Annotated in this window: 21 protein-coding genes; 14 read left to right on the top strand and 7 right to left on the bottom strand. The window is 70.3% G+C overall.

Annotation, left to right across the window (positions count from 1 at the left end):
* The first annotated feature begins 138 nt into the window (after window positions 1–138).
* Both IE325_RS08490 and IE325_RS08495 read left to right on the top strand, forming a co-directional pair.
* Window positions 139–378, top strand: a complete 240-nt coding sequence (locus tag IE325_RS08490) for a heavy-metal-associated domain-containing protein (protein WP_190069096.1) — start codon at window positions 139–141, stop codon at window positions 376–378.
* Between the two features lie 8 nt (window positions 379–386).
* A complete protein-coding gene (locus tag IE325_RS08495) occupies window positions 387–2,651 on the top strand; it encodes a heavy metal translocating P-type ATPase (RefSeq protein ID WP_190069097.1) in 2,265 nt (754 codons plus the stop codon).
* Window positions 2,652–3,320: 669 nt separating this feature from the next.
* On the opposite strand, the gene IE325_RS08500 is transcribed toward IE325_RS08495, so the two are convergent.
* The 3 genes from IE325_RS08500 to IE325_RS08510 all read right to left on the bottom strand — a co-directional run bounded on the left by IE325_RS08500 (window position 3,321) and on the right by IE325_RS08510 (window position 7,565).
* Complete coding sequence (locus tag IE325_RS08500) at window positions 3,321–4,610, bottom strand: citrate synthase (protein ID WP_190069098.1); 1,290 nt, start codon at window positions 4,608–4,610, stop codon at window positions 3,321–3,323.
* Between the two features lie 266 nt (window positions 4,611–4,876).
* Complete coding sequence (gene recD2, locus IE325_RS08505) at window positions 4,877–7,120, bottom strand: SF1B family DNA helicase RecD2 (RefSeq protein WP_190069099.1); 2,244 nt, start codon at window positions 7,118–7,120, stop codon at window positions 4,877–4,879.
* 79 nt (window positions 7,121–7,199) lie between these two features.
* On the bottom strand, window positions 7,200–7,565 hold the full coding sequence (locus IE325_RS08510) for a cupin domain-containing protein (RefSeq protein ID WP_190069100.1): 366 nt from the start codon (window positions 7,563–7,565) through the stop codon (window positions 7,200–7,202).
* A 206-nt stretch (window positions 7,566–7,771) separates the two neighbouring features.
* On the opposite strand from IE325_RS08510, the gene IE325_RS08515 reads away from it, so the two are divergent.
* The 7 genes from IE325_RS08515 to IE325_RS08545 all read left to right on the top strand — a co-directional run bounded on the left by IE325_RS08515 (window position 7,772) and on the right by IE325_RS08545 (window position 14,819).
* Window positions 7,772–8,809, top strand: a complete 1,038-nt coding sequence (locus IE325_RS08515) for a LacI family DNA-binding transcriptional regulator (RefSeq protein ID WP_190069101.1) — start codon at window positions 7,772–7,774, stop codon at window positions 8,807–8,809.
* Window positions 8,806–10,338, top strand: a complete 1,533-nt coding sequence (locus IE325_RS08520; RefSeq protein ID WP_190069102.1) for a sugar ABC transporter ATP-binding protein — start codon at window positions 8,806–8,808, stop codon at window positions 10,336–10,338. The genes IE325_RS08515 and IE325_RS08520 overlap by 4 nt, the downstream gene beginning before the upstream one ends.
* Window positions 10,328–12,283 carry an ABC transporter permease/substrate-binding protein gene (locus tag IE325_RS08525; RefSeq protein WP_190069103.1) on the top strand — a complete coding sequence of 652 codons (1,956 nt, stop codon included), beginning with the start codon at window positions 10,328–10,330 and terminating at the stop codon, window positions 12,281–12,283. The genes IE325_RS08520 and IE325_RS08525 overlap by 11 nt, the downstream gene beginning before the upstream one ends.
* 116 nt (window positions 12,284–12,399) lie before the next feature.
* On the top strand, window positions 12,400–13,302 hold the full coding sequence (locus IE325_RS08530) for a ribokinase (RefSeq protein ID WP_190069242.1): 903 nt from the start codon (window positions 12,400–12,402) through the stop codon (window positions 13,300–13,302).
* Window positions 13,299–13,688 (top strand): D-ribose pyranase, encoded by a 390-nt coding sequence (gene rbsD, locus IE325_RS08535; RefSeq protein WP_190069104.1) that lies wholly within the window; start codon window positions 13,299–13,301, stop codon window positions 13,686–13,688. The genes IE325_RS08530 and rbsD overlap by 4 nt, the downstream gene beginning before the upstream one ends.
* A 237-nt stretch (window positions 13,689–13,925) precedes the next feature.
* Window positions 13,926–14,312: a DUF937 domain-containing protein gene (locus tag IE325_RS08540; protein ID WP_190069105.1), complete on the top strand. Its 387-nt coding sequence runs from the start codon at window positions 13,926–13,928 to the stop codon at window positions 14,310–14,312.
* Between the two features lie 126 nt (window positions 14,313–14,438).
* On the top strand, window positions 14,439–14,819 hold the full coding sequence (locus IE325_RS08545; RefSeq protein WP_190069106.1) for a peptidase inhibitor family I36 protein: 381 nt from the start codon (window positions 14,439–14,441) through the stop codon (window positions 14,817–14,819).
* A gap of 53 nt (window positions 14,820–14,872) precedes the next feature.
* Here IE325_RS08545 and IE325_RS08550 read toward each other — a convergent pair whose 3' ends face one another.
* Genes IE325_RS08550 through IE325_RS08560 form a run of 3 tightly spaced genes read right to left on the bottom strand, consistent with a single transcriptional unit; the run spans window position 14,873 to window position 18,002 of the window.
* Window positions 14,873–15,673 carry a sugar phosphate isomerase/epimerase family protein gene (locus IE325_RS08550; protein ID WP_190069243.1) on the bottom strand — a complete coding sequence of 267 codons (801 nt, stop codon included), beginning with the start codon at window positions 15,671–15,673 and terminating at the stop codon, window positions 14,873–14,875.
* A gap of 29 nt (window positions 15,674–15,702) precedes the next feature.
* Window positions 15,703–16,854, bottom strand: a complete 1,152-nt coding sequence (locus tag IE325_RS08555; RefSeq protein WP_190069107.1) for a dihydrodipicolinate synthase family protein — start codon at window positions 16,852–16,854, stop codon at window positions 15,703–15,705.
* Window positions 16,851–18,002 (bottom strand): Gfo/Idh/MocA family protein, encoded by a 1,152-nt coding sequence (locus tag IE325_RS08560; RefSeq protein WP_190069108.1) that lies wholly within the window; start codon window positions 18,000–18,002, stop codon window positions 16,851–16,853. Before IE325_RS08560 ends, IE325_RS08555 begins: the two co-directional genes overlap by 4 nt.
* A 286-nt stretch (window positions 18,003–18,288) precedes the next feature.
* Between IE325_RS08560 and IE325_RS08565 the strand changes: the two genes are divergently transcribed.
* Together IE325_RS08565 and IE325_RS08570 are read left to right on the top strand one after the other, a co-directional pair.
* A complete protein-coding gene (locus IE325_RS08565; RefSeq protein ID WP_190069109.1) occupies window positions 18,289–19,338 on the top strand; it encodes a LacI family DNA-binding transcriptional regulator in 1,050 nt (349 codons plus the stop codon).
* Window positions 19,339–19,430: 92 nt separating this feature from the next.
* Window positions 19,431–20,045, top strand: coding sequence for a hypothetical protein (locus IE325_RS08570; protein ID WP_229911716.1), 615 nt, complete (start codon window positions 19,431–19,433; stop codon window positions 20,043–20,045).
* A gap of 22 nt (window positions 20,046–20,067) precedes the next feature.
* Here IE325_RS08570 and IE325_RS08575 read toward each other — a convergent pair whose 3' ends face one another.
* Complete coding sequence (locus tag IE325_RS08575; RefSeq protein WP_190069110.1) at window positions 20,068–20,670, bottom strand: class I SAM-dependent methyltransferase; 603 nt, start codon at window positions 20,668–20,670, stop codon at window positions 20,068–20,070.
* A 162-nt stretch (window positions 20,671–20,832) separates the two neighbouring features.
* On the opposite strand from IE325_RS08575, the gene IE325_RS08580 reads away from it, so the two are divergent.
* The 3 genes from IE325_RS08580 to IE325_RS08590 all read left to right on the top strand — a co-directional run bounded on the left by IE325_RS08580 (window position 20,833) and on the right by IE325_RS08590 (window position 23,251).
* Window positions 20,833–21,567: a hypothetical protein gene (locus tag IE325_RS08580; protein ID WP_190069111.1), complete on the top strand. Its 735-nt coding sequence runs from the start codon at window positions 20,833–20,835 to the stop codon at window positions 21,565–21,567.
* A 74-nt stretch (window positions 21,568–21,641) separates the two neighbouring features.
* Window positions 21,642–22,241 (top strand): dihydrofolate reductase family protein, encoded by a 600-nt coding sequence (locus IE325_RS08585; RefSeq protein WP_190069112.1) that lies wholly within the window; start codon window positions 21,642–21,644, stop codon window positions 22,239–22,241.
* 74 nt (window positions 22,242–22,315) lie between these two features.
* Window positions 22,316–23,251: a bifunctional helix-turn-helix transcriptional regulator/GNAT family N-acetyltransferase gene (locus IE325_RS08590; RefSeq protein WP_190069113.1), complete on the top strand. Its 936-nt coding sequence runs from the start codon at window positions 22,316–22,318 to the stop codon at window positions 23,249–23,251.
* The last annotated feature ends 49 nt before the right edge of the window (window positions 23,252–23,300 follow it).

Here is a 23,300-nt window from a genome sequence, read left to right on the forward strand (position 1 = left end):
GCGCGGCACCCACCGAACGTCCGTGCTGTACCGACAGGGGCCACCCCTCTTTGAGCAGTACCCCGTAGGGGTATACCGTTGAAGGGAAGGGGCCCCGTGGGTCCCCTCAGCCCCGCACACCTCGACGAGGAGAACCACATGACCGCCCAGACCGACACCCAGGGTTCCGCCACCGCCGTCTACAAGGTGAGCGGTATGAGCTGCGGACACTGCGAGGGCGCCGTCTCCGGCGAGATCTCCGAGCTCCCCGGTGTCAGCTCGGTGAAGGCCGTCGCCTCGACCGGCGAGGTCACCGTCGTCTCCGCCGCCCCGCTCGACGAGGAGGCCGTCCGCGCGGCCGTCGACGAGGCCGGCTTCGAACTGGTCGGCAAGATCTGAACCTGGCCATGACCCGCACCACCGACGAACCAGCGATAGCCACCGCGACCGGGACGCCCGAGGCGGTGGAGCTTCTCATCGGCGGCATGACCTGCGCGTCCTGCGCGGCCCGCGTCGAGAAGAAGCTCAACCGCATGGACGGCGTGACCGCCACGGTGAACTACGCGACGGAGAAGGCGAAGGTCACCTACCCCGCGGGCATCGAGGTCGCCGACCTGATCGCCGTGGTGGAGAAGACCGGGTACACGGCCGAGGAGCCCGCTCCCCCGGAACCCACTCCAAACGAAACCCCGGAAGCCCCGGAGGCCCCGGAAGCCCCCGCCGAATCCGGCGCCCTCCGCGACCGCCTCACCGTCTCCGCCCTCCTCGCCATCCCCGTCATCGCCCTGTCGATGATCCCGGCCCTCCAGTTCGACAACTGGCAATGGCTCGCGCTCACCCTCGCCTCACCGGTCGTCGTCTGGGGCGGACTGCCCTTCCACCGGGCCGCGTTCACGAACGCCCGGCACGGCGCGGCCACCATGGACACGCTGATCTCGATGGGCACGCTGGCGGCGTACGGCTGGTCGCTGTGGGCACTGTTCCTCGGTGACGCGGGCATGACCGGAATGCGCGACGGCTTCGAGTTCACCGTCTCCCGCGCGGACAGCGCCTCGCAGATCTACCTCGAAGTGGCCTCCGGTGTCGTCACGTTCATCCTCCTCGGCCGCTATCTGGAGGCCCGCTCCAAGCGCCGCGCGGGTGCGGCCTTGCGCGCGCTCATGGAACTGGGCGCCAAGGACGTCGCCGTACTGAGAGACGGCCGCGAGCACCGCATCCCCATCGCCCGACTGGCCGTCGGCGACCGGTTCGTCGTACGTCCCGGCGAGAAGATCGCCACCGATGGCACGGTCGTGGAGGGCTCCTCGGCCGTGGACGCGGCCATGCTGACCGGCGAGTCCGTGCCGGTGGACGTGACCGTAGGGGACGCCGTCACCGGGGCCACGGTCAATGCGGGCGGTCGGCTCGTCGTGGAGGCGACGCGGGTCGGCGCGGACACCCAGCTAGCGCGGATGGCGAGGCTCGTCGAGGACGCGCAGAACGGCAAGGCCGAGGTGCAGCGGCTCGCCGACCGGATCTCCGCGGTCTTCGTACCGGCGGTCATCGTGCTCGCGGTCGCCACCTTCGGCGCCTGGCTCGGCATCACCGACGACACGGTCGCCGCCTTCACCGCGGCCGTCGCGGTACTGATCATCGCCTGCCCGTGCGCGCTGGGCCTCGCCACCCCCACCGCCCTCATGGTCGGCACGGGCCGCGGCGCGCAGCTCGGCATCCTCATCAAGGGTCCCGAGGTGCTGGAGTCCACGCGCCGGATCGACACCGTCGTCCTGGACAAGACCGGCACGGTCACGACCGGCCGGATGACCCTCCAGAAGGTGTACGCCGCCGAGGGCGCCGACGAGGAGCAGGTGCTGCGGCTCGCGGGCGCCGTGGAGCACGCCTCCGAGCACCCCGTGGCCCGCGCGGTCGCCGCCGGGGCCGAGGAGCGCCTGGGAGGACCACTTCCGCCGGTCGAGGGGTTCGAGAACGTCCCCGGGCGTGGCGCACGCGGGCGCGTGGAGGGCCGTGACGTGGCCGTGGGGCGCCTCTTCGACGCACTGCCACCCGAGCTCGCCCGCGCGCGGGAAGAGGCCGAGAGAGGCGGACGTACGGCCGTCGTCGTCGGGTGGGACGGAACGGCGCGCGGTGTCGTGGCCGTCGCGGACGCGGTCAAGGAGACCAGCGCCGAGGCGGTGCGCGAGCTGCGCGCCCTGGGGCTCACCCCGGTGCTGCTGACCGGGGACAACCGGACGGTCGCCGAGGCGGTGGCGGACGCGGTCGGTATCGATCAGGTGATCGCGGAGGTCCTGCCCGAGGAGAAGGTCGAAGCCGTACGGCGGCTGCGGCGCGAGGGGCGGTGTGTCGCCATGGTCGGCGACGGCGTCAACGACGCGGCCGCGCTCGCCACCGCCGATCTGGGTCTCGCCATGGGGACGGGGACGGACGCGGCGATCGAGGCGGGCGATCTGACGCTGGTGCGCGGCGATCTACGGGTGGCCGCGGACGCCATCCGGCTGTCCCGGCGGACGCTGGCCACGATCAAGGGCAACCTCGTGTGGGCCTTCGGGTACAACGTCGCCGCGTTGCCGCTGGCCGCGGCGGGGTTGCTGAATCCGATGATCGCGGGCGCCGCGATGGCCTTCTCGTCCGTGTTCGTGGTGTCAAACAGCCTGCGGCTGCGGACGTTCCGGTGAATTCGTAGTAAGAACCCCGCCAGGACCCTCTGGAGTCCGACGCCCAGCTCACATAAGCTCTTCACAAGGCTCACGCATCATCCTTACGCTTGGGTCCCGATCGCCATATCGGGGCTCTTGCGCATCTAACGGACATATGCAAGAGACGCAGATCACAGTGATGTGAACGTAACCATCGAAGGGGTTCGAAGGTCTAAGTTGACGATGTCAGGCAGCGTCTTGGGGGGCGCTTACTGGCATCTGAGGATGTCTTGGGGGACTTCCTCAGAGTTGCGTTGCCGGGGCACGTACATCGGGAAGCTTTGAGCGGCCCTCCCGACCGTGCGCTGTCCCGGCAGATCGCATACAGAGCACAACCGCATACATGAGTACGAAGAGTTTTGCTCGTTCTGCTCAAACGGCAACACCGAAAGACAGCGATTCAGGCGCTGCTCTCTCAGACGCCCGGCCGGATCCCGTGGGGGGAATCCGCACCGGGACATGGGAAGGCGCCCTGGACGTCGGCCCGTGGGGGGACCGCCGCCAGGGCGCCTTCTTTATTGCCTACGGCTGTGCATCGCCCCAAGGGGCGCGGGGCTGTATCGACATGCGGCTCCGCCGCGTGGGCGCGACCGGCCACGACGCACCCGCAGCCGACGAACAACCCCTCACGCGCCCTCAGCGGAGCGTCTAGCGCGCCTCGACCGGAACGAAGTCCCGCTCGACGACACCCGTGTAGATCTGGCGCGGGCGGCCGATACGCGACCCCGGCTCCTTGATCATCTCGTGCCACTGGGCGATCCAGCCCGGGAGGCGACCGAGGGCGAAGAGGACCGTGAACATCTCGGTCGGGAAGCCCATGGCCCGGTAGATCAGGCCGGTGTAGAAGTCGACGTTCGGGTAGAGGTTGCGCGAGACGAAGTACTCGTCGGAGAGCGCGTGCTCCTCCAGCTTCAGGGCGATGTCCAGCAGCTCGTCGGACTTGCCGAGGGCGGAGAGGACGTCGTGCGCGGCGGCCTTGATGATCTTGGCGCGCGGGTCGAAGGACTTGTACACCCGGTGGCCGAAGCCCATCAGGCGGACGCCGTCCTCCTTGTTCTTCACCTTGCGGATGAAGGAGTCGACATCGCCGCCGTTGGCCTGGATGCCCTCCAGCATCTCCAGCACGGACTGGTTGGCGCCGCCGTGCAGCGGGCCCCAGAGGGCGGAGATACCGGCCGAGATCGAGGCGAACATGTTCGCCTGCGAGGAGCCGACCAGGCGGACCGTCGACGTCGAACAGTTCTGCTCGTGGTCGGCGTGCAGGATCAGGAGCTTGTCGAGGGCGGAGACGACGACCGGGTCGAGGTCGTAGTCCTGCGCCGGCACCGAGAAGGTCATCCGCAGGAAGTTCTCGACGTAGCCGAGGTCGTTGCGCGGGTAGACGAACGGGTGGCCGATCGACTTCTTGTACGCGTACGCGGCGATCGTCGGGAGCTTCGCGAGCAGCCGGATCGTCGAGAGGTTGCGCTGCGTCTCGTCGAACGGGTTGTGGCTGTCCTGGTAGAAGGTGGACAGCGCCGAGACGACCGACGACAGCATGGCCATCGGGTGGGCGTCGCGCGGGAAGCCCTTGTAGAAGTTCTTGACGTCCTCGTGCAGCAGGGTGTGCTGCGTGATGTCGTTCTGGAACGTCGAGAGCTCGTCGACGGTCGGCAGCTCACCGTTGATCAGCAGATAGGCCACCTCCAGGAAGGTGGAGCGCTCGGCCAGCTGCTCGATCGGGTAGCCGCGGTAGCGGAGGATGCCCGCCTCGCCGTCGAGGTAGGTGACGGCCGATTTGTACGCGGCGGTGTTGCCGTAACCGCTGTCCAGCGTCACCAGACCGGTCTGGGCGCGGAGTTTGCCGATGTCAAAGCCCTTGTCGCCGACGGTGCTGTCAATCACCGGGTAGGTGTACTCGCCGTCGCCGTACCGCAGTACTACAGAGTTGTCGCTCACGTCTTCCCTCACCGACGTTGTGCCTCATCTTCGAGGTTGCCCTGACTGTCTCTACCCTCCCCCATTCGGCTCAGGAGAGTGCACTCGGGGTCGACCATTGGGCCTATTGGCGGCACTGAGTGCCGCCAACCTGTCATCCTGCCCCGTGTCTTCCCCATCTGGAAGTGGTCTGTGACCTTCACGACTCGTTTGATCGATCATTTTTTTCATTGCCTCACGAAACGGCAGGTCAGAGGGGGACGCGACAGGGAGGCCGGAAACGGGCTTCAGGAGCCCGCGAGCCGGAAGTCGAGTGCCGTGCAGCGCCGGCCCGCCGACACCGTGCGCACCGCCTGGCCGATCGCCTTGCGCGACCCCACGAGGACGACCAACCGTTTGGCGCGGGTGACCGCCGTATAGAGCAGATTCCGCTGGAGCATCATCCATGCTCCGGTGGTGACGGGGATCACCACCGCGGGATATTCACTGCCCTGTGAACGGTGGATGGTCACCGCGTACGCATGCGCCAACTCATCGAGTTCATCGAATTCGTACGGCACCTCCTCGTCCTCGTCCGTCAGCACCGTCAGGCGCTGGTCGACCGGGTCGAGCGAGGTCACCACGCCCACGGTGCCGTTGAAGACGCCGTTCTCGCCCTTCTCGTAATTGTTGCGAATCTGGGTGACCTTGTCCCCGACGCGGAAGACCCGGCCGCCGAACCGCTTCTCCGCCAGATCCGGGCGCCCCGGTGTGATGGCCTGCTGCAGCAGGCCGTTGAGCGTCCCGGCGCCGGCCGGTCCTCGGTGCATGGGTGCCAGGACCTGGACGTCCCGGCGTGGGTCGAGCCCGAATTTGGCCGGAATCCGACGGGCCGCGACATCCACGGTGAGCCGCCCGGCCTCCTCGGTGTCGTCCTCCACGAAGAGAAAGAAGTCCTTCATTCCGTCCGTGGCCGGATGCTGCCCGGCGTTGATCCGGTGCGCGTTGGTCACCACACCGGACTGCTGGGCCTGCCGGAACACGCGCGTGAGGCGGACTGCGGGGATGGGCCCGCCCTCGGCGAGCAGGTCCCGCAGGACCTCCCCCGCACCGACGCTCGGCAACTGGTCCACGTCCCCCACGAAGAGCAGATGCGCCCCCGGCGGTACGGCCTTCACCAGCTTGTTGGCCAGCAGCAGATCCAGCATCGATGCCTCGTCGACCACCACCAGGTCGGCCTGGAGGGGGCGGTCCTTGTCGTACGCCGCGTCCCCGCCGGGCTTGAGCTCCAGCAGACGGTGCACGGTAGACGCCTCGGCGCCGGTCAGCTCGGCGAGGCGCTTGGCGGCACGCCCGGTGGGGGCGGCGAGGACGACACGCGCCTTCTTGGCCCGCGCCAACTCGACGATCGACCGCACCGTGAAGGACTTGCCGCAGCCAGGGCCGCCGGTCAGCACGGCGACCTTCTTCGTCAGGGCCAGCTTGACGGCGGCCTCCTGCTCGGGGGCGAGCTCCACGCCCGTACGGCCCTTCAGCCAGCCCAGCGCCCTGTCCCAGGCGACGTCATGGAACCCCGGCATCCGGTCCTCGTCGGTGCGCAGCAGCCGCAACAGCTGGGCGGAGAGGGAGAGTTCGGCGCGATGGAAGGGGACGAGATACACGGCCGTGACGGAGCCGCCGTCAGGGCCGGGAACCTTCTCCCGTACGACACCTGGATCGCCGCCGTCCTCGGGAACCTCCGCCAGCTCGGCGAGACACTCGATGACGAGCCCGGTGTCGACCTGGAGGAGCTTGACCGCGTCGGCGATCAACTGCTCCTCGGGGAGATAGCAGTTGCCCTGGTCGGTGGCCTGCGACAGCGCGTACTGCAACCCCGCCTTCACCCGCTCCGGGCTGTCGTGCGGAATGCCCACGCTCTGGGCGATCTTGTCGGCGGTGAGAAAGCCGATGCCCCAGACGTCGGCGGCGAGGCGGTACGGCTGGTTCTTCACCACGGAGATCGAGGCGTCGCCGTACTTCTTGTAGATCCGCACGGCGATCGACGTGGACACCTCGACGGTCTGCAGGAAGAGCATGACCTCCTTGATCGCCTTCTGCTCCTCCCAGGCGTCGGCGATCTTCTTGGTCCGCTTCGGCCCGAGCCCCGGGACCTCGATCAGCCGCTTCGGCTCCTCCTCGATGATCGTCAAGGTGTCCAGCCCGAAGTGCTGGGTGATCCGGTCGGCGAAGACCGGGCCGATGCCCTTGACCAGTCCCGAGCCGAGGTAGCGGCGGATGCCCTGGACGGTGGCCGGCAGGACGGTCGTGTAGTTCTCCACGGTGAACTGCTTGCCGTACTGCGGGTGGGAGCCCCAACGCCCCTCCATCCGCAGCGACTCACCGACCTGGGCCCCGAGCAGCGCACCGACGACCGTGAGCAGATCGCCGCCGCCTCTTCCGGTGTCGACCCGCGCGACCGTGTAGCCGTTCTCCTCGTTGGCGTAGGTGATCCGCTCCAGGACGCCTTCGAGCACGGCGAACCGCCGCTCGCCGCTCCCCGTCTGATTGGACATGATCCGACGCTACCGGTCGGGTCCGACAACGCGGGCGGCCCGTGGACAAGGCAGCGGCAAGGGGCAGCGGCCCGTGCTCTCACCCGGCCTGCGACTTCACGTGGTCGACCACCGCCTGGAAGTCGTCGGACGGTGAGAACTCCACGAACTCGCAGTCCTCCAGGGCCACCGGGACATGGCCCGGACCCCAGTAGTAGGCCTGGCCCGCTTCGTAGTACTCCTCGCCCCGCGGCGTCAGCATCCGCAGCCGGCCCTTCAGCAGATAGCCCCAGTGCGGGCAGGGACAGGCATCGCCCTCCAGGCCCTTGAGGGCGGGACCCATGTCCGTGCCCTCCGGCAGGCTGATGTAGCCGACGGACATACCGCCGCCGATGGGCCGGGTGCGGACCTCCACGCCGTCGCCGCCGAGGGTGACGGGTACCTCGTCGCGCGTCAACGCTGTCATGGCTCCTCCACTCCGGACCCCCGTAGGGGCCCTGGTGAGATGACCCCTGCCTCTTCAGCGTCCACCGCTCCGGAGTGCGTCGCGACATCACGATCCGGTCTCGAGATCTGGTTGAGGGCTTGATTAATCGGGATGTAATCGATTCCAATCCTTCGTGCAGGTCGATGTAATCGATTCCATGAGTTCCACGAGGAGGTGGAGCGACGATGGCGAGCATCAAGGACGTCGCTGCCGAGGCGGGGGTTTCCGTCGCCACGGTCTCGCGGGTCCTGAACGACCATCCGTCGGTCAGCGCCGAGGCACGCACGCGCGTGCTGGCCGCCGTCCAGACCCTGGGCTACCGCCCGAACGCCGTCGCCCGCTCCCTGCGCACGGACCAGACCCACACCCTCGGCCTGGTCATCAGCGACGTGATGAACCCCTACTTCACCGAGCTGGCCCGCTCCGTCGAGGAGGAGGCCCGCGCGCTCGGCTACAGCGTCATCATCGGCAACGCCGACGAGCGGCCCGACCTCCAGGACCACCACGTACGGAACCTGCTGGACCGCCGTATCGACGGCCTCCTCGTCTCCCCCACCGACGGCGGCTCCCCGCTGATGCTGGACGCGGTCCGCGCGGGGACGCCGATGGTGTTCGTGGACCGGTGGATCCCGGGCGTCGACGTGCCGGTCGTGCGGACGGACGGGCGGGCCGCCGTGCGGGACCTCGTGGCGCATCTGCACGAACTCGGGCACCGTCGGCTCGCGATCATCGCGGGCCCGGCGGCGACCACCACCGGACGGGAACGCGTCGAGGCCTTCCGGGAGGCGCTCGGCGAGTACGGGCTCGAACTCCCCGACGCCTACATAGGGCAGGGCGACTTCCAGGCCGAGAGCGGCCGGCGGGTCACCGAGGGCTTCCTCGACCTGCCCGAGCCGCCCGAGGTCGTCTTCGCGGCCGACAACCTGATGGCGCTCGGCGCGCTGGACGCGGTACGCGCGCGTGGCCTGCGCGTCCCGGACGACCTCGCGCTGGCCGCGTTCGACGACATCCGCTGGTTCGTGCACACCGACCCGCCGGTCACCGCGATCGCCCAGCCGACGGGCGAGCTCGGCCGGGCCGCCGTACGGGCCCTGGTGGACCGTATCGAGGGCCGGCCCGGTGAGTCCGTCACCCTGCCCGGGCGGCTCGTCGTACGCCGTTCCTGCGGCGAGCCGCCCAACCCCCCGCAGTCCCCCACCCCAGTGCAAAGGAGCACGTCGTGAGCAACCCGGACGAGTTGCTGCGCATCGAGGGCATCCGGAAGACCTTCCCCGGCGTGATCGCGCTGGACGGTGTCGACTTCGATCTGCGCCGCGGGGAGGTGCACGTCCTCCTCGGTGAGAACGGCGCCGGAAAGAGCACCCTCATCAAGATGCTCTCCGGTGCCTATACGCCCGACGCCGGGCGGATCCTGGTCGGCGGCGAGGAGACGCGCATCCACGGTGCGCAGGACTCCGAGCGGCTCGGGATCGCCACCATCTACCAGGAGTTCAATCTCGTGCCCGACCTCACGGTCGCCGAGAACATCTTCCTGGGCCGCCAGCCGCGCCGCTTCGGCATGATCGACCGGAAGCGGATGGAGGCCGACGCCGAGGTCCTGCTGAAGCGGGTCGGCGTGAACGTGTCGCCACGTGCGCGTGTGCGTGAACTCGGCATCGCGCGCCTGCAGATGGTCGAGATCGCGAAAGCGCTGAGCCTGGACGCGCGTGTGCTGATCATGGACGAGCCGACCGCCGTGCTCACCTCCGAGGAGGTCGACAAGCTCTTCGCGATCGTGCGCACGCTGCGCGAGGACGGCGTCGGGGTCGTGTTCATCACGCATCACCTGGAGGAGATCGCCGCCCTCGGCGACCGGGTGACGGTGATCCGGGACGGCAGGAGCGTCGGGCAGGTCCCCGCCGCCACGCCCGAGGACGAGCTCGTACGGCTCATGGTGGGCCGCTCGATCGAGCAGCAGTACCCGCGTGAACGGGCCGACCAAGGCGCCGCGTTGCTCACCGTCGAGGGGCTGACCCGCGACGGCGTCTTCCATGACGTCAGCTTCCAGGTGCACGCCGGTGAGGTGGTCGGCATCGCCGGGCTCGTCGGCGCCGGACGCACCGAGGTGGTGCGGGCGGTGTTCGGGGCGGACCCGTACGACAAGGGCGCCGTCAAGGTGGCCGGTGCGGCCCTGAGGAGGCATGACGTGGGCGCCGCCATGGCGGCCGGCATCGGACTGATCCCGGAGGACCGCAAGGGCCAGGGCCTGGTGCTCGACCAGTCCGTGGAGGAGAACCTCGGCCTGGTGACCATGCGGGCCGCCACGCGCGCGGGGCTCGTCGACCTCAGGGGCCAGCGGGAGGCCGCCGCGAGGATCGCGGACCGGCTGGGCGTGCGGATGGCCGGGCTCGGCCAGCATGTGCGCACCCTGTCCGGCGGCAACCAGCAGAAGGTCGTCATCGGCAAGTGGCTGCTCGCGGACACCAAGGTGCTGATCCTCGACGAGCCCACGCGCGGCATCGACGTCGGCGCCAAGGTCGAGATCTACGAGCTGATCAATGACCTCACCGCCGCCGGCGCGGCCGTACTGATGATCTCCAGCGATCTGCCGGAGGTGCTCGGCATGAGCGACCGCGTCCTGGTGATGGCCCAGGGCCGTATCGCGGGCGAGCTCTCCGCCGACGAGGCCACCCAGGACTCCGTGATGGCACTCGCCGTCAGCAACCCCACCACTGACCTCAAGACCGGCAAGGAGGCCGCTCGTGGCCACTGACACGCTCAAGAGCACGCCGGGCGCCGGTGGCGCCACCCGCGGCCTGCGCCGCCTGCTCCTGGAGAACGGCGCGCTCACCGCGCTGATCGTCCTCGTCATCGCCATGTCGGCGCTGTCGGGGGACTTCCTGACCACCGACAACCTGCTCAACGTCGGCGTCCAGGCGGCCGTGACCGCCGTCCTCGCCTTCGGCGTCACCTTCGTCATCGTCTCGGCGGGCATCGACCTGTCGGTCGGCTCGGTGGCGGCCCTGTCGGCCACGGTCCTGGCGTGGAGCGCCACGCAGCACGGGGTGCCGGTCGTCATAGCGGTGCTGCTGGCCGTCGCGACCGGCATCGCGGCCGGACTCGTCAACGGCTTCCTCATCGCGTACGGCAAACTGCCGCCGTTCATCGCGACGCTCGCCATGCTCTCGGTGGCCCGCGGTCTGTCGCTGGTGATCTCCGAGGGCTCCCCGATCCCCTTCCCCGACTCCGTCTCGCACCTCGGTGACACGCTCGGCGGCTGGCTGCCGGTGCCGGTCCTGGTGATGATCGTGATGGGTCTGATCGCCGCGTTCGTGCTCGGCCGGACCTACATCGGCCGCTCGATGTACGCGATCGGCGGCAACGAGGAGGCCGCGCGCCTGTCCGGGCTGCGAGTGAAGAAGCAGAAGCTCGCCATCTACGCCCTGTCCGGCGTGTTCGCCGCCGTCGCGGGCATCGTGCTGGCCTCCCGGCTGTCCTCCGCTCAACCCCAGGCCGCCGACGGCTACGAGCTGGACGCCATCGCCGCGGTCGTCATCGGCGGCGCGTCCCTGGCCGGTGGCACCGGCAAGGCGTCCGGCACCCTCATCGGCGCGCTGATCCTCGCGGTGCTGCGCAACGGCCTGAACCTGCTGAACGTCTCCGCGTTCTGGCAGCAGGTCGTCATCGGCGTCGTGATCGCGCTGGCGGTCCTCTTCGACACGCTGCGCCGCAAGGCCGGCGCCACCCCGGTGGCCGCGGGCACGGGCGCGGGAGGCGGCAGGGGCAAGCAGGCGGGGACGTACGCGCTCGCGGCGGTCGTCACCGTGGCGATCGTCGGCGCGACCTCCTTCCTGCACAACGGCTCCTCCTCGTCGGCCGACCGGAAGATGGGGCTGTCGCTGTCGACCCTCAACAACCCATTCTTCGTGCAGATCCGGGCGGGCGCCCAGGCCGAGGCGAAGAAGCGGGGCGTGGACCTGACCGTCACCGACGCCCAGAACGACGCCTCGCAGCAGGCCAACCAGCTCCAGAACTTCACCAGTTCCGGCATCGGCGCGATCATCGTCAACCCGGTCGACTCGGACGCGGCGAGCAACTCCGTGAAGGCCGCCGACAAGGCCGACATCCCGGTGATCGCCGTCGACCGCGGCGTCAACAACGCGAAGACCGACGCCCTGGTCGCCTCCGACAACGTGGCCGGCGGTGAGCTCGCCGCCAAGTCGATCGCCGAGAAGCTCGGCGGCAAGGGCAAGATCGTGATCCTCCAGGGCCAGGCCGGCACCTCCGCCGCCCGTGAGCGCGCCCAGGGCTTCGCGAACGGGCTCAAGGCGTTCCCCGGCATCCAGGTCGTCGCCCAGCAGCCCGCCGACTTCGACCGCACCAAGGGCCTCGACGTGATGTCGAACCTGCTCCAGGCGCACCCGGACGTGCAGGGCGTCATCGCCGCCAACGACGAGATGGCGCTCGGCGCGATCAAGGCGCTGGGCTCCAAGGCCGGCAAGTCGGTCTCGGTGGTCGGCTTCGACGGCACGCCGGACGGCCTGAAGGCGGTCGAGGGCGGCTCGCTGTACGCGTCCGTCGCCCAGCAGCCGACCCAGCTCGGCAGGATCGCCGTGGACAACGCCCTCCAGGCGCTCGACGGCGAGAAGGTCCAGCAGACGGTGAAGGTGCCGGTGAAGGTGGTCACGAAGGAGAACGTGGCGGGCTTCAGCGGCTGACGTACGGCTCTACATCGGTGAACGGCGAACGGGCGGGCGGTCCTTGCAGGAGCATGGACCTGGGGGCGGCCGCCCGCCTGGACGCCACCACGGGGACCTATCAGGGGAGCGATCTCATGTACGACTACGACCTTCTGGTCGTAGGGTCGGCCAACGCCGACCTGGTGATCGGTGTCGAGCGTCGGCCGGGGGCCGGCGAGACCGTGCTCGGCTCCGATCTGGCCGTCCACCCGGGCGGCAAGGGCGCGAACCAGGCGGTCGCGGCCGCCCGGCTCGGTGCCCGTACGGCGCTGCTGGCCCGGGTCGGCGACGACGCGCACGGCAGGCTGCTGCTCGACTCGCAGCGCGCCTCCGGCGTCGACACGGTGGGCGTCCTGGTCGGCGACGCGCCGACCGGCGTCGCGCTGATCACGGTGGATCCGTCCGGGGACAACAGCATCGTCGTCTCGCCGGGCGCCAACGCCAGGCTCGCCCCGGGCGACGTACGGGCCGCCGCGAGCCTCTTCCAGGCGTCGCGCGTGGTGTCGGCGCAGCTGGAGATCCCGCTGGAGACGGTCGTGGAGACGGTGCGGAATCTGGCGGAGGACAGCCGTTTCGTCCTCAATCCCTCTCCGCCCCTGCCGCTGCCGACCGAGGTGCTGGCGGCCTGCGACCCGCTGATCGTGAACGAGCACGAGGCGAAGGTGATCCTCGGGGACTCGGCGGTGGGTGACACCCCCGAGGACTGGGCGCGGATCCTGCTGGCCAAGGGCCCCCGCTCGGTTGTCGTGACCCTCGGCGCCGAGGGCGCCCTGGTCGCCTCGGCGGAGGGCGTCACGCGCGTGGCGGCCGTGAAGGTGGACGCGGTGGACACCACGGGCGCGGGTGACGCGTTCACGGCGGCGCTGGCGTGGCGGCTCGGGACGGGTGCGTCCCTGGCCCAGGCGGCGGCGTACGCGGCCCGGGTCGGCGCGGTGGCCGTCACACGGGAGGGCGCCCAGGTGTCCTTCCCGACCGCGGCGGAGGTCGAGGCCCTGTGAAGCGTGCCGGAATCCTGAACCGCCATCTCTCCGGCGCACTCGCCGAACTCGGTCACGGCGACGGTGTGCTGGTGTGCGACGCGGGGATGCCGATACCCGACGGTCCCCGGGTCGTGGACCTGGCGTTCCGCGCCGGGGTGCCGTCGTTCGCCGTCGTACTGGACGGTCTGCTGGCCGAGCTGGTGATCGAGGGCGCGACGGCGGCCAAGGAGATCCATGACGCCAATCCGGCGGCGGCCGCGCTGCTCACGGGCGAGTTCCCCGATCTGGAGCTGGTCCCGCACGAGCGGCTCAAGGAGCTGTCGGCCGGGGCCCGGCTGATCGTCCGGACCGGCGAGGCACGGCCGTACGCGAATGTGCTGCTGCGCTGCGGCGTGTTCTTCTGACCGAAGGCGCGGTCCTGCGGACATTTCGAGGGGCCCGGCCGGCCGGCCGAGCCCCTCGGGGTTTTCCCCTCCCGTCAGAACCCCCGCGATCCCCCCAGATCCCCCTCCAAGAGTCCTGACATCAAGTACGACCGGCGAGGTGGGGGAAGGGTTGTACGGCCTCCGCAAGATTTTTTCGGCACCACCCCGCCTCGCCCCCGAAGTGCCGCGCGACCGGGTCGGACGTAGCGTTTAGTCATGTCAGAGGTGGACGAGAACCCTCTCACTTCGCTCCAGGACGACGTCCTCGACGAACTCGGCGACGACCGGATCGGGGAGGTCGCGGGGTTGCTGGGCACGGACGAGGCGGGCGCCCGGCAGATGATCTGTACGACGGTGTCGGCGCTGTCCGACAAGGCGGAGACCGTCGCGACCCCGCACGACGCCCCGCTCACGGGCGTCGCCACGGTGGGCGGCTTCGCGACGGGCGGCCTCATGGCCGGAGCACTCGCCGAGGAGGCCGAGCGGGTGTCGGCCGCGGTGGCCCACCGGACGGGGCTGCCGCCGGGGCCGGTTTCCCGGGTCGTGGAGACCGTGATCCCGGCGGTGCTGGCGACGCTCACGAAGAGAGCAGCGAAGCCGTAGCCACCGCATCGGCCGCCCGTGACGGCCAGACCTATCAACCTGGAGGTTCACCAGCGCCCGCCCGGGCGCCACAGTCGTGTGCATGCCGTCAATGAGGCGGCGGACAACGGGGATCAGGAGAAATCCATGCGCACGATGAAGATGGCTCTGGTCGGCCTGAGCTCGGCCGCACTGCTCGTCACCGGGGGGACGATGGCCTCGGGGGCGCCGCAGAGTGTCGACGCCAAGGCCGCGTGGAGCTGCACCAAGGGTGCCGTCTGCTTCTACAAGGGGACGAACGGAACCGGCACGAGGTACCAGCGCTTCGTCAACACGAACAACAACTACTACAGCATCAACTCGATCCGGAACAACGGGGACACCAGCGAGCGCCTGGACCACGTGAAGTTCAAGTGGAACTACACCGGCCAGAGCACCTCCCACTGGAGCTGCCTGAAGCCGGGCAAGCGGACGAGCGGGACGCCGAGCATCACCATCGACGCCGTCCGCTGGGTCGCCAGCTGCTGACAGCCGCGGCCGGGCCGTAGGGCACCCTCCCCTGGGGCGGGTGCCCTACGCGGTCAGCGGATGAGGTGCTCCAGGAACCGCTCCGCCGTCTCCGCGAGCACCTCCCGCCCGTCCCGCGCCCACAGCCCGTCGTTGAACAGCTCGACCTCGATGGCCCCGGTGTACCCGGCCGCCTCCACGTACCCCTTCCACTCCGGCATGTCGATCGCGCCGTCCCCGATCTGGCCGCGGCCGGTGAGGACGCCCTCGGGGAGCGGTGTCGTCCAGTCGGCGAGCTGGAAGGTGTGGATACGGCCGCCCGCGCCCGCCCGGGCGATCTGCGCGGGGGCGGTGTCGTCCCACCAGAGGTGGTACGTGTCGACGGTGACGCCGACCTGGTGGGCGGGGAAGCGTTCCGCGAGGTCGAGGGCCTGGGCGAGGGTCGACACGACGCAGCGGTCGGCGGCGTACATGGGGTGGAGGGGCTCGATGGCCAGCTTTACGCCACGCGACTCCGCATACGGGCCCAACTCGGCCAGTGCGTCCGCGATCCGCTCCCGGGCGCCGTGCAGGTCTCGCGAGCCCGCCGGCAGGCCGCCGGAGACCAGCACCAACACCTCCGTGCCCAGCGTCGCCGCCTCGTCGATCGCGCGCCGGTTGTCGTCCAGCGCCTTCGCACGCTCCCCCGCGTCGATCGCCGTGAAGAACCCCCCTCGGCACAGGGTCGTGACCGTCAGACCGGCGTCGCGGACCAGCTTGGCCGTCGCCTCCAGGCCGTACGACTGGACCGGCTCGCGCCACAGGCCCACGCCCGGGATGCCCAACTCCAGGCATCCCTCGACCAGTTCGGGCATGGACAGCTGCTTCACGGTCATCTGGTTGATGCTGAAGCGTTCGAGAGCGGTCACTGTTCGACTCCGTACAGTGCGAGCAGGTTCTTCATCCGTTCCTCCGCGAGCTTCGGGTCAGGGAACAGGCCCAGTCCGTCGGCGAGTTCGTAGGCGCGGGCGAAGTGCGGGAGGGAGCGGGCCGACTGCAGGCCCCCGACCATGGTGAAGTGCGACTGGTGGCCGGCCAGCCAGGCCAGGAAGACCACGCCCGTCTTGTAGTAGCGGGTCGGGGTCTGGAAGAGGTGGCGGGAGAGCTCGACGGTCGGGTCGAGCAGGGCACGGAAACCGGCCGTGTTCCCCGTGTCCAGGACGCGTACCGCCTCCGCCGCCAGCGGGCCGAGCGGGTCGAAGATGCCGAGCAGGGCGTGGCTGAAACCCTTCTCGTCGCCCGCGATCAGCTCGGGGTAGTTGAAGTCGTCACCGGTGTAGCAGCGGACCCCGTCAGGGAGCCGGCGGCGGATGTCGATCTCGCGCTGGGCGTCCAGCAGGGACACCTTGATGCCGTCCACCTTGTCGGGGTGCTCGGCGATGACCTTCAGGAAGGTGTCCGTGGCGGTGTCCAGGTCGGACGAGCCCCAGTAGCCCTCAAGGGCCGGGTCGAACATCGGGCCCAGCCAGTGCAGGACCACCGGCTCGGCGGACTGGCGCAGGAGGTGGCCGTAGACCTCCAGGTAGTCCTCGGGTCCTGAGGCGGCGGCGCACAGGGCGCGGGAGGCCATCAGGATCGCCTGGGCGCCCGACTCCTCCACGACCGCGAGCTGCTCCTCGTAGGCCGCCCGGACCTCCACGAGAGACCCGGCCGCGATCTGGTCGGTGCCGACGCCGCAGGCGATCCGGCCGCCGACCGCCTTCGCTTCGGCGGCGCTGCGGCGGATCAGCTCGGCCGCGCCCGCCCAGTCCAGGCCCATCCCGCGCTGTGCGGTGTCCATGGCCTCGGCGACGCCGAGCCCGTGGGACCACAGATGGCGGCGGAAGGCGAGGGTGGCGTCCCAGTCGACGGCGGCGGGCGCGTCGGGGCTCGTGTCGGCGTACGGATCGGCGACGACATGCGCCGCCGAGAAGACCGTACGGGAGGTGAAGGGCGCGCCCGGGGTGAGCGCGAGGGGCTCGGGGCGGGGTGTGTACGCCCTCAACCCGCCCTTGGGGTCGGGGAGTTGGATGGTCACAGTCCGATCTCCGGTACGTCGATACGGCGGCCCTCGGCCGAGGACTTCAGGCCCAGCTCGGCGAGCTGGACGCCGCGGGCGCCGGCGAGGAGGTCCCAGTGGTAGGGGGCGTCGGCGTAGACGTGGCGCAGGAACAGCTCCCACTGGGCCTTGAAGCCGTTGTCGAACTCGGCGTTGTCCGGGATCTCCTGCCACTGGTCGCGGAAGGAGTAGGTGGCCGGGATGTCCGGGTTCCAGACCGGCTTGGGGGTGAGGGAACGGTGCTGGACGCGGCAGTTGCGCAGACCTGCGACCGCCGAACCCTCGGTCCCGTCGACCTGGAACTCCACCAGCTCGTCGCGGTTGACGCGCACGGCCCAGCTGGAGTTGATCTGGGCGATGGCACCGCCGTCGAGCTCGAAGATGCCGTACGCGGCGTCGTCGGCCGTCGCGTCGTAGGGCTTGTCGTTCTCGTCCCAGCGCTGCGGGATGTGGGTGGTGGCGATGGCCTGGACGGACTTCACGCGGCCGAAGAGCTCGTGCAGGACGTACTCCCAGTGCGGGAACATGTCGACGACGATGCCGCCGCCGTCCTCCGCACGGTAGTTCCAGGACGGGCGCTGGGCGGTCTGCCAGTCGCCCTCGAAGACCCAGTAGCCGAACTCGCCGCGGATGGAGAGGATCCGGCCGAAGAAGCCGCCGTCGATGAGGCGCTTGAGCTTGAGCAGGCCGGGGAGGAAGAGCTTGTCCTGGACGACGCCGTGCTTGATGCCGGCATCGGACGCGAGCCGGGCCAGCTCCAGGGCGCCGTCCAGCCCGGTGGCCGTCGGCTTCTCGGTGTAGATGTGCTTGCCGGCGGCGATCGCCTTCTGGAGCGCCTCCTCGCGGGCGGAGGTGACCTGGGCGTCGAAGTAGATGTCGACGGTCGGGTCGGCGAGGACCTCGTCCACGTCCGTCGCCCAGTGCTCCAGGCCGTGCTGCTCGGCGAGTGCCTTGAGCGCGTGCTCACGGCGTCCGACCAGGATCGGCTCCGGCCACAGCACGGTGCCGTCGCCGAGGTCGAGGCCGCCCTGCTCACGGATGGCCAGGATGGAGCGGACCAGGTGCTGGCGGTAGCCCATGCGCCCGGTCACGCCATTCATGGCGATACGCACCGTCTTGCGTGTCACGTCATTCCCTTCGTACGCGGGGTCCGCGCCGCGTACCGCCCCGTCTTGCACTGGTGAGCGTCTCAGCAAGCGCTTTCTATTCAATAAGAAGCTAGCCTCTCAGCAGTGGTCCGGACAAGACCGTGACCAGCCTGAGTTGTTCGAGGGGACGAACAGCGGGGGTCTCTGGCCGTAAGGTTCGCTCGACATACCCGTAAACGGCCCACGTGGAACCGTGGGCTGCGGCGGCCTGTCTAGCAGCACGTACGAGCTGGAACGACGAGATGCGCGACCGGAGGACGACGAGATGACGGTGACCCTGGCGGACGTGGCGGCCCGCGCCCAGGTCTCGCCCGCGACGGTGTCGCGCGTGCTGAACGGGAACTATCCCGTGGCCGCCTCCACCCGGGAACGGGTGCTGCGCGCGGTGGACGAGCTGGACTACGTACTGAACGGTCCCGCGAGCGCGCTGGCCGCCGCCACCTCCGACCTGGTCGGCATCCTGGTCAACGACATCGCCGACCCCTTCTTCGGGATCATGGCGAGCGCGATCCAGGCGGAGATCGGGGGTCCGGGGGGCCGGGCGGGCGGTGAGCGCCTCGCGGTGGTCTGCAACACGGGCGGCTCCCCGGAGCGCGAGCTGACCTACCTGACCCTGCTCCAGCGGCAGCGGGCCGCGGCGGTCATCCTGACCGGCGGCGCGGTGGAGAACGCCCCGCACGCGGCGGCGGTCGCGGCGAAGCTGCGGAAGCTGGCGGACGCCGGGACCCGGGTGGTGCTGTGCGGCCGGCCGCCGGCGCCGGATACGGGTGCGATCGCCCTGACCTTCGACAACCGCGGCGGCGGACGCGAACTCACCGAGCACCTCATCGGCCTCGGCCACCGGCGGCTCGGCTATATCGCGGGCCCCGAGGAGCGCACGACGACCCGCCACCGCCTGGAGGGCCACCGCGCCGCACTGGAGGCGCACGGCATCGAGGACGACGCGGGCCGGACGGTGTACGGCCGCTACGACCGGCGGTCCGGCTACGAGGCCACGCTCGAACTGCTGCGCCGCGACCCGTCGTTGACGGCCGTGGTCGCGGCGAACGACTCCGTCGCGCTGGGGGCGTGCGCCGCGCTGCGGGACTCCGGCCTGCGGATTCCGGAGGACGTGTCCGTGGCGGGCTTCGACGACCTGCCGTTCAGCATCGACGCGGTGCCTTCCCTGACGACGGTGCGGCTGCCGTTGTCGGAGGCGGGGGCGCGGGCCGGCCGGATCGCGATGGGGCGGGAGGAGCCGCCGCCCGGGGGGATCGCCACGATCCGGGGGGAGTTGATGGTGCGGGGGTCCAGTGGGGGGCCGCGGGTTTCCTGACGGAGGGGGCCCAAGCCGCTGTTGGTGTGGCGGCTCTTGGCGCATAGCCGTCGAGTCGGCGTACCCGCCGGGCACATGGGTATCGCAGGCGCATGCGGGCATGGGCGGAGCGCATGTGGACGGGACCGCGGTGGGAGGCGTTCCTGCTGGGCGTGCTGAGGCGAGCGGCCTCGGCGGGAGCCGAGCCGCAGCCGTGGTGGTTGCCCCGGCGTGTACTGACCGTGGTGTCGGTCTACGTCGATGTCGCCGCCGGAGTCGGGGCGGTCTGGGCCGAATGGCGACCGGGATCACCACGGATGACCCAGCACCTCGCGCTCTGTGAGCGGTACGGCGACCGATGGCGGTACGTCGGGGGCGGCTTCGGCTCCGGCGACGATCCCGTAGACGTCGATGTGCTCGACGTACGCGACGGCGCCGGCGTCCTCAGCCGCACCCGGGGCCCCGTCACCACGGCCCCCTGGATCAGCTGCGCCAAGATCCGCCTGGGCCGGGACGTGACCCACGTCGTCATCGGCACGCGCCGCATCGAGGCACCCGGACACCGCGCCCTCATCACGACCTGGACCTCCCCCTCCCGCCACACCTCCCCCGCGGCCCGCCCCCTCATCGTGGCCCTGGGCCACGACGGCACCGAACTGTCCCGCATCGGGCCCCTGGACAGCCTGGACAGCCACACCTGGGCGCGGTTGAGGGACGAGGAGCCATGAGCCGTGGCCGGCACCGGCCGTTTCAGTCCCGCGGCTTGCGCCAGGTGATGCTGTAGCGCCACAGGACGTGACGGCGGTAGCGGGAGCCGGGCAGCAGCTCGGCGGCCAGTGCTCGCATTTCCGGGTACGTCACGGGTGGCGGCCACACCACGGGGGACGGGTGTTGCCAGTGCCCTTTCGCCGCGCGGTGGACGGCGCCGACGGTGATCGCGGCGAGGACGTGCGGCAGATCCCTGGGCAGGGTGTTGCGGGCGAGGCCGACGACCACGAGGACGCCGCCGGGCCGGAGCAGGTCGCGCATGCGGGTCAGTCCGGTGGCGGCGTCCATGTGGTGCAGGGTGGCGACCGACGCGACGACGTCGAACGAGGCGGGCTCGAAGGGGTGGGTGAGGAAGTCGCCGAGGACGTGGTCGACGTCGTCCGCCCATGCGCGTCCCTGCTCGATGCTGGGGGCGTGGAGGTCGATCCCGGTCACCTGCGGCACGGTCCGGCGTAGTTCACGGGCGAGCGTGCCCTCACCGCAGCCGACGTCGAGGGCACGCTGGGCGCCGGCGGGGACCGCCTTCAGGATGCGCGGGTGGTGATGGATGTTGTGGTTCCATCGCCTGTCGTTCCGGTCCGTCATTCGGTAACTCCAGTCTGGTGCGGGTCAGTTGAGTGGAGCGGCGTGTCCAGATCGATGCCGTTCCGACACCGCCGTATGCATCGGAACGCCTTTCCCTCCCCCTCCCCCTGCTGTTACATCAGCCGCATGAGCGACGGGGGACGATCAAGCCGACCGGGACCCGTGACCCGGCGTATCGCCACCGGCTGTCTCGTGCTGCTGATGATCCCGGCCGCCGTGGTCGTCTACTTCTGGTACACCGTCTGGCACGCCGGCCATGTGAACGACGAGCGCCGGCGGGACGCCGTCGCCTCGATCCTGCGGCACGCCCGTGAGGTCGAGGGGGACACGCGGCGGGCGCTGGACCGGAGTGGTTCCGCCGCCGGCGTCGACGCCCTGACCGGTGTGATCTGGCGGCACAGCGAGGCACCGCTCATCGCCTACGACCCGGCCCACCGCACCTTCACCGCCACCGTGTCCGAAGCCGCCTTCTACGACCAGGAGGCGGTACTGCTGGGCGGCGGCCCCAGCCAGGTCACCCGCTGTCTCCACCTCACCTTCGCCCACGGCACCGGCTCGGCCTGGACCTCGGCCGTGGCCGTGCGGGACGAGGAAGGGTGCCGGGCGAGCAGGTCGATCGGCAGTTGGGCGAGCCTCGCGCAGGACCGGATCGGGAACATGTACGCCAGGGACCTGACGCTCGCGGGGGTGCGGCGGGCCCTCGATCCCACGGGCAGACTCGGCTATTACGACGTCAGGACCGCGACCCGGGAGGGACGGCACTCCACCATCACCGTCCTCATTCGCGACGCACGACTCACGGACACCGCCGCTCAGTGCTACCGGTTCGTCCGAAAGCTCGACTCCGGCTCCGTCACCGCCCTCCCCCTGACCGCCTGCCCCGCGGCCCACCGATGATTTCCGGGCCGCTCCCCGGTCTCCCCTGCCGTAGCGAACCCCGCCCCACGACCGACCACCCAGGAGTGAGTCCCATGCGCATCGCGATCACCGAGTTCATCAGCCTCGACGGCGTCGTCCAGGCCCCCGGCGGTCCCCAGGAGGACACCGACGGCGGGTTCGCGCACGGTGGCTGGTCGCATCCGTACTTCGACGCGGAGGTCCTCGGCGGGGCCTTCGACGCGGGGCTGCGGAAGGCCGAGGCGCTGCTGTTCGGCCGGCGCACCTGGCAGACCATGGCGGGGGCGTGGCCGGAGCGGGCCGGGGACCCCTTTGCCGACCGGATGAACTCGATCAAGAAGTACGTGGTCTCCGGCACCCTCACCGAAGCCGACCTGACCTGGAACAACACCAGCCTCATCCCCGGTGCCGACGCCGTCGCGCGGGTACGGGAGCTGCGTGCGGCCGAGGGCGGGGATCTGGCGATGATGGGCAGCCCCAGCCTCGTACGGACGCTGATCCAGGAGGGTCTGGTCGACGAGTTGCAGCTCATCGTGATGCCGGTGCTGCTCGGCGGCGGAAAGTCGATCTTCCCGGCGGACGGCGGCAAGCGCCCGCTGGAGCTCGTCTCCACCACCACCGCCAAGACCGGGGCGCTGGTGTGCGTGTACCGGCCGGCGGGCGCCGAGGGGTAGCCGCGAGGGCGTGGGCGTTCTAGGCTCGGACCCACGGTATCTCTGACTGAGTCAAGTATCCGAGGTTCACGATCATGACCGTCCATGACATCCGCGCCTTCAACCGCTTCTACACGAACGTCATCGGCGCCCTCGACTACAGCCGCCACCTCTACGCCCCGTACACCCTCACCGAGTCCCGCGTCCTGTACGAGCTCGCGCACTCCCCGCGTACCGACGCGGCCGATCTGCGCACCGAGCTCTCGCTGGACGCGGGATATCTGAGCCGGATCCTGAACAAGTTCGAGCAGGACGGGCTCATCGAGCGCACCGCCTCGAAGCAGGACCCGAGGCGCCGGCGGGTCACGCTCACCGCGCGCGGCCGGGAGACCGGCAAGCTGCTGGAGGAGCGGGCGAACGAATCGGTGGGCTCGCTGCTGTCGACGGTGCCGGCCGCCGAGCGGCCACGTCTCGCCGAGGCGATGACCGCCGTACGTACGATCCTGTCCGACGGCCGTCCTCCCCGCCGCGAGGACGTCCTGCTGCGCGAGCCCGGCCCCGGTGACCTCGGCTGGATCGTGCAGCGCAACGCGGCCCTCTACGCCGCCGAGTACGGCTGGAACGCCGACTACGAGGGGCTGGTGGCGAGGATCGTCGCCGACTTCGCCGAGGACCACGACCCGCATCTGGAGCGGGTGTGGATCGCCGAGCTGGACGGCCGTCCGGTGGGCTGTGTGATGTGCGTACGGGACGAGACGGCGCCCGCCACGGCACGGCTGCGGCTGCTGCTGGTCGAGCCCGACGCCCGCGGCCTCGGCATCGGCGACCGGCTGGTCACGGCCGTCGTCGACTTCGCGCGCGGTGTCGGCTACCGCGACCTCGTGCTGTGGACCAACGACGTGCTGTCCGCCGCCCGCCGCATCTACCAGCGCCATGGCTTCGTGCTCGCCGCCGAGAAGCCGCACCGCTCCTTCGGCAAGGACCTGACCGGCCAGGACTGGCGCCTGGCCCTGCACGACGCGCCCGAGTGACGCCCCGGACCCCTGCGCCCGGATGGGCGTCTTCTCGTTTCCCTGGCAA

Source organism: Streptomyces lanatus (genome assembly GCF_014655715.1).
In the GTDB taxonomy this organism is placed as follows: domain Bacteria; phylum Actinomycetota; class Actinomycetes; order Streptomycetales; family Streptomycetaceae; genus Streptomyces; species Streptomyces lanatus.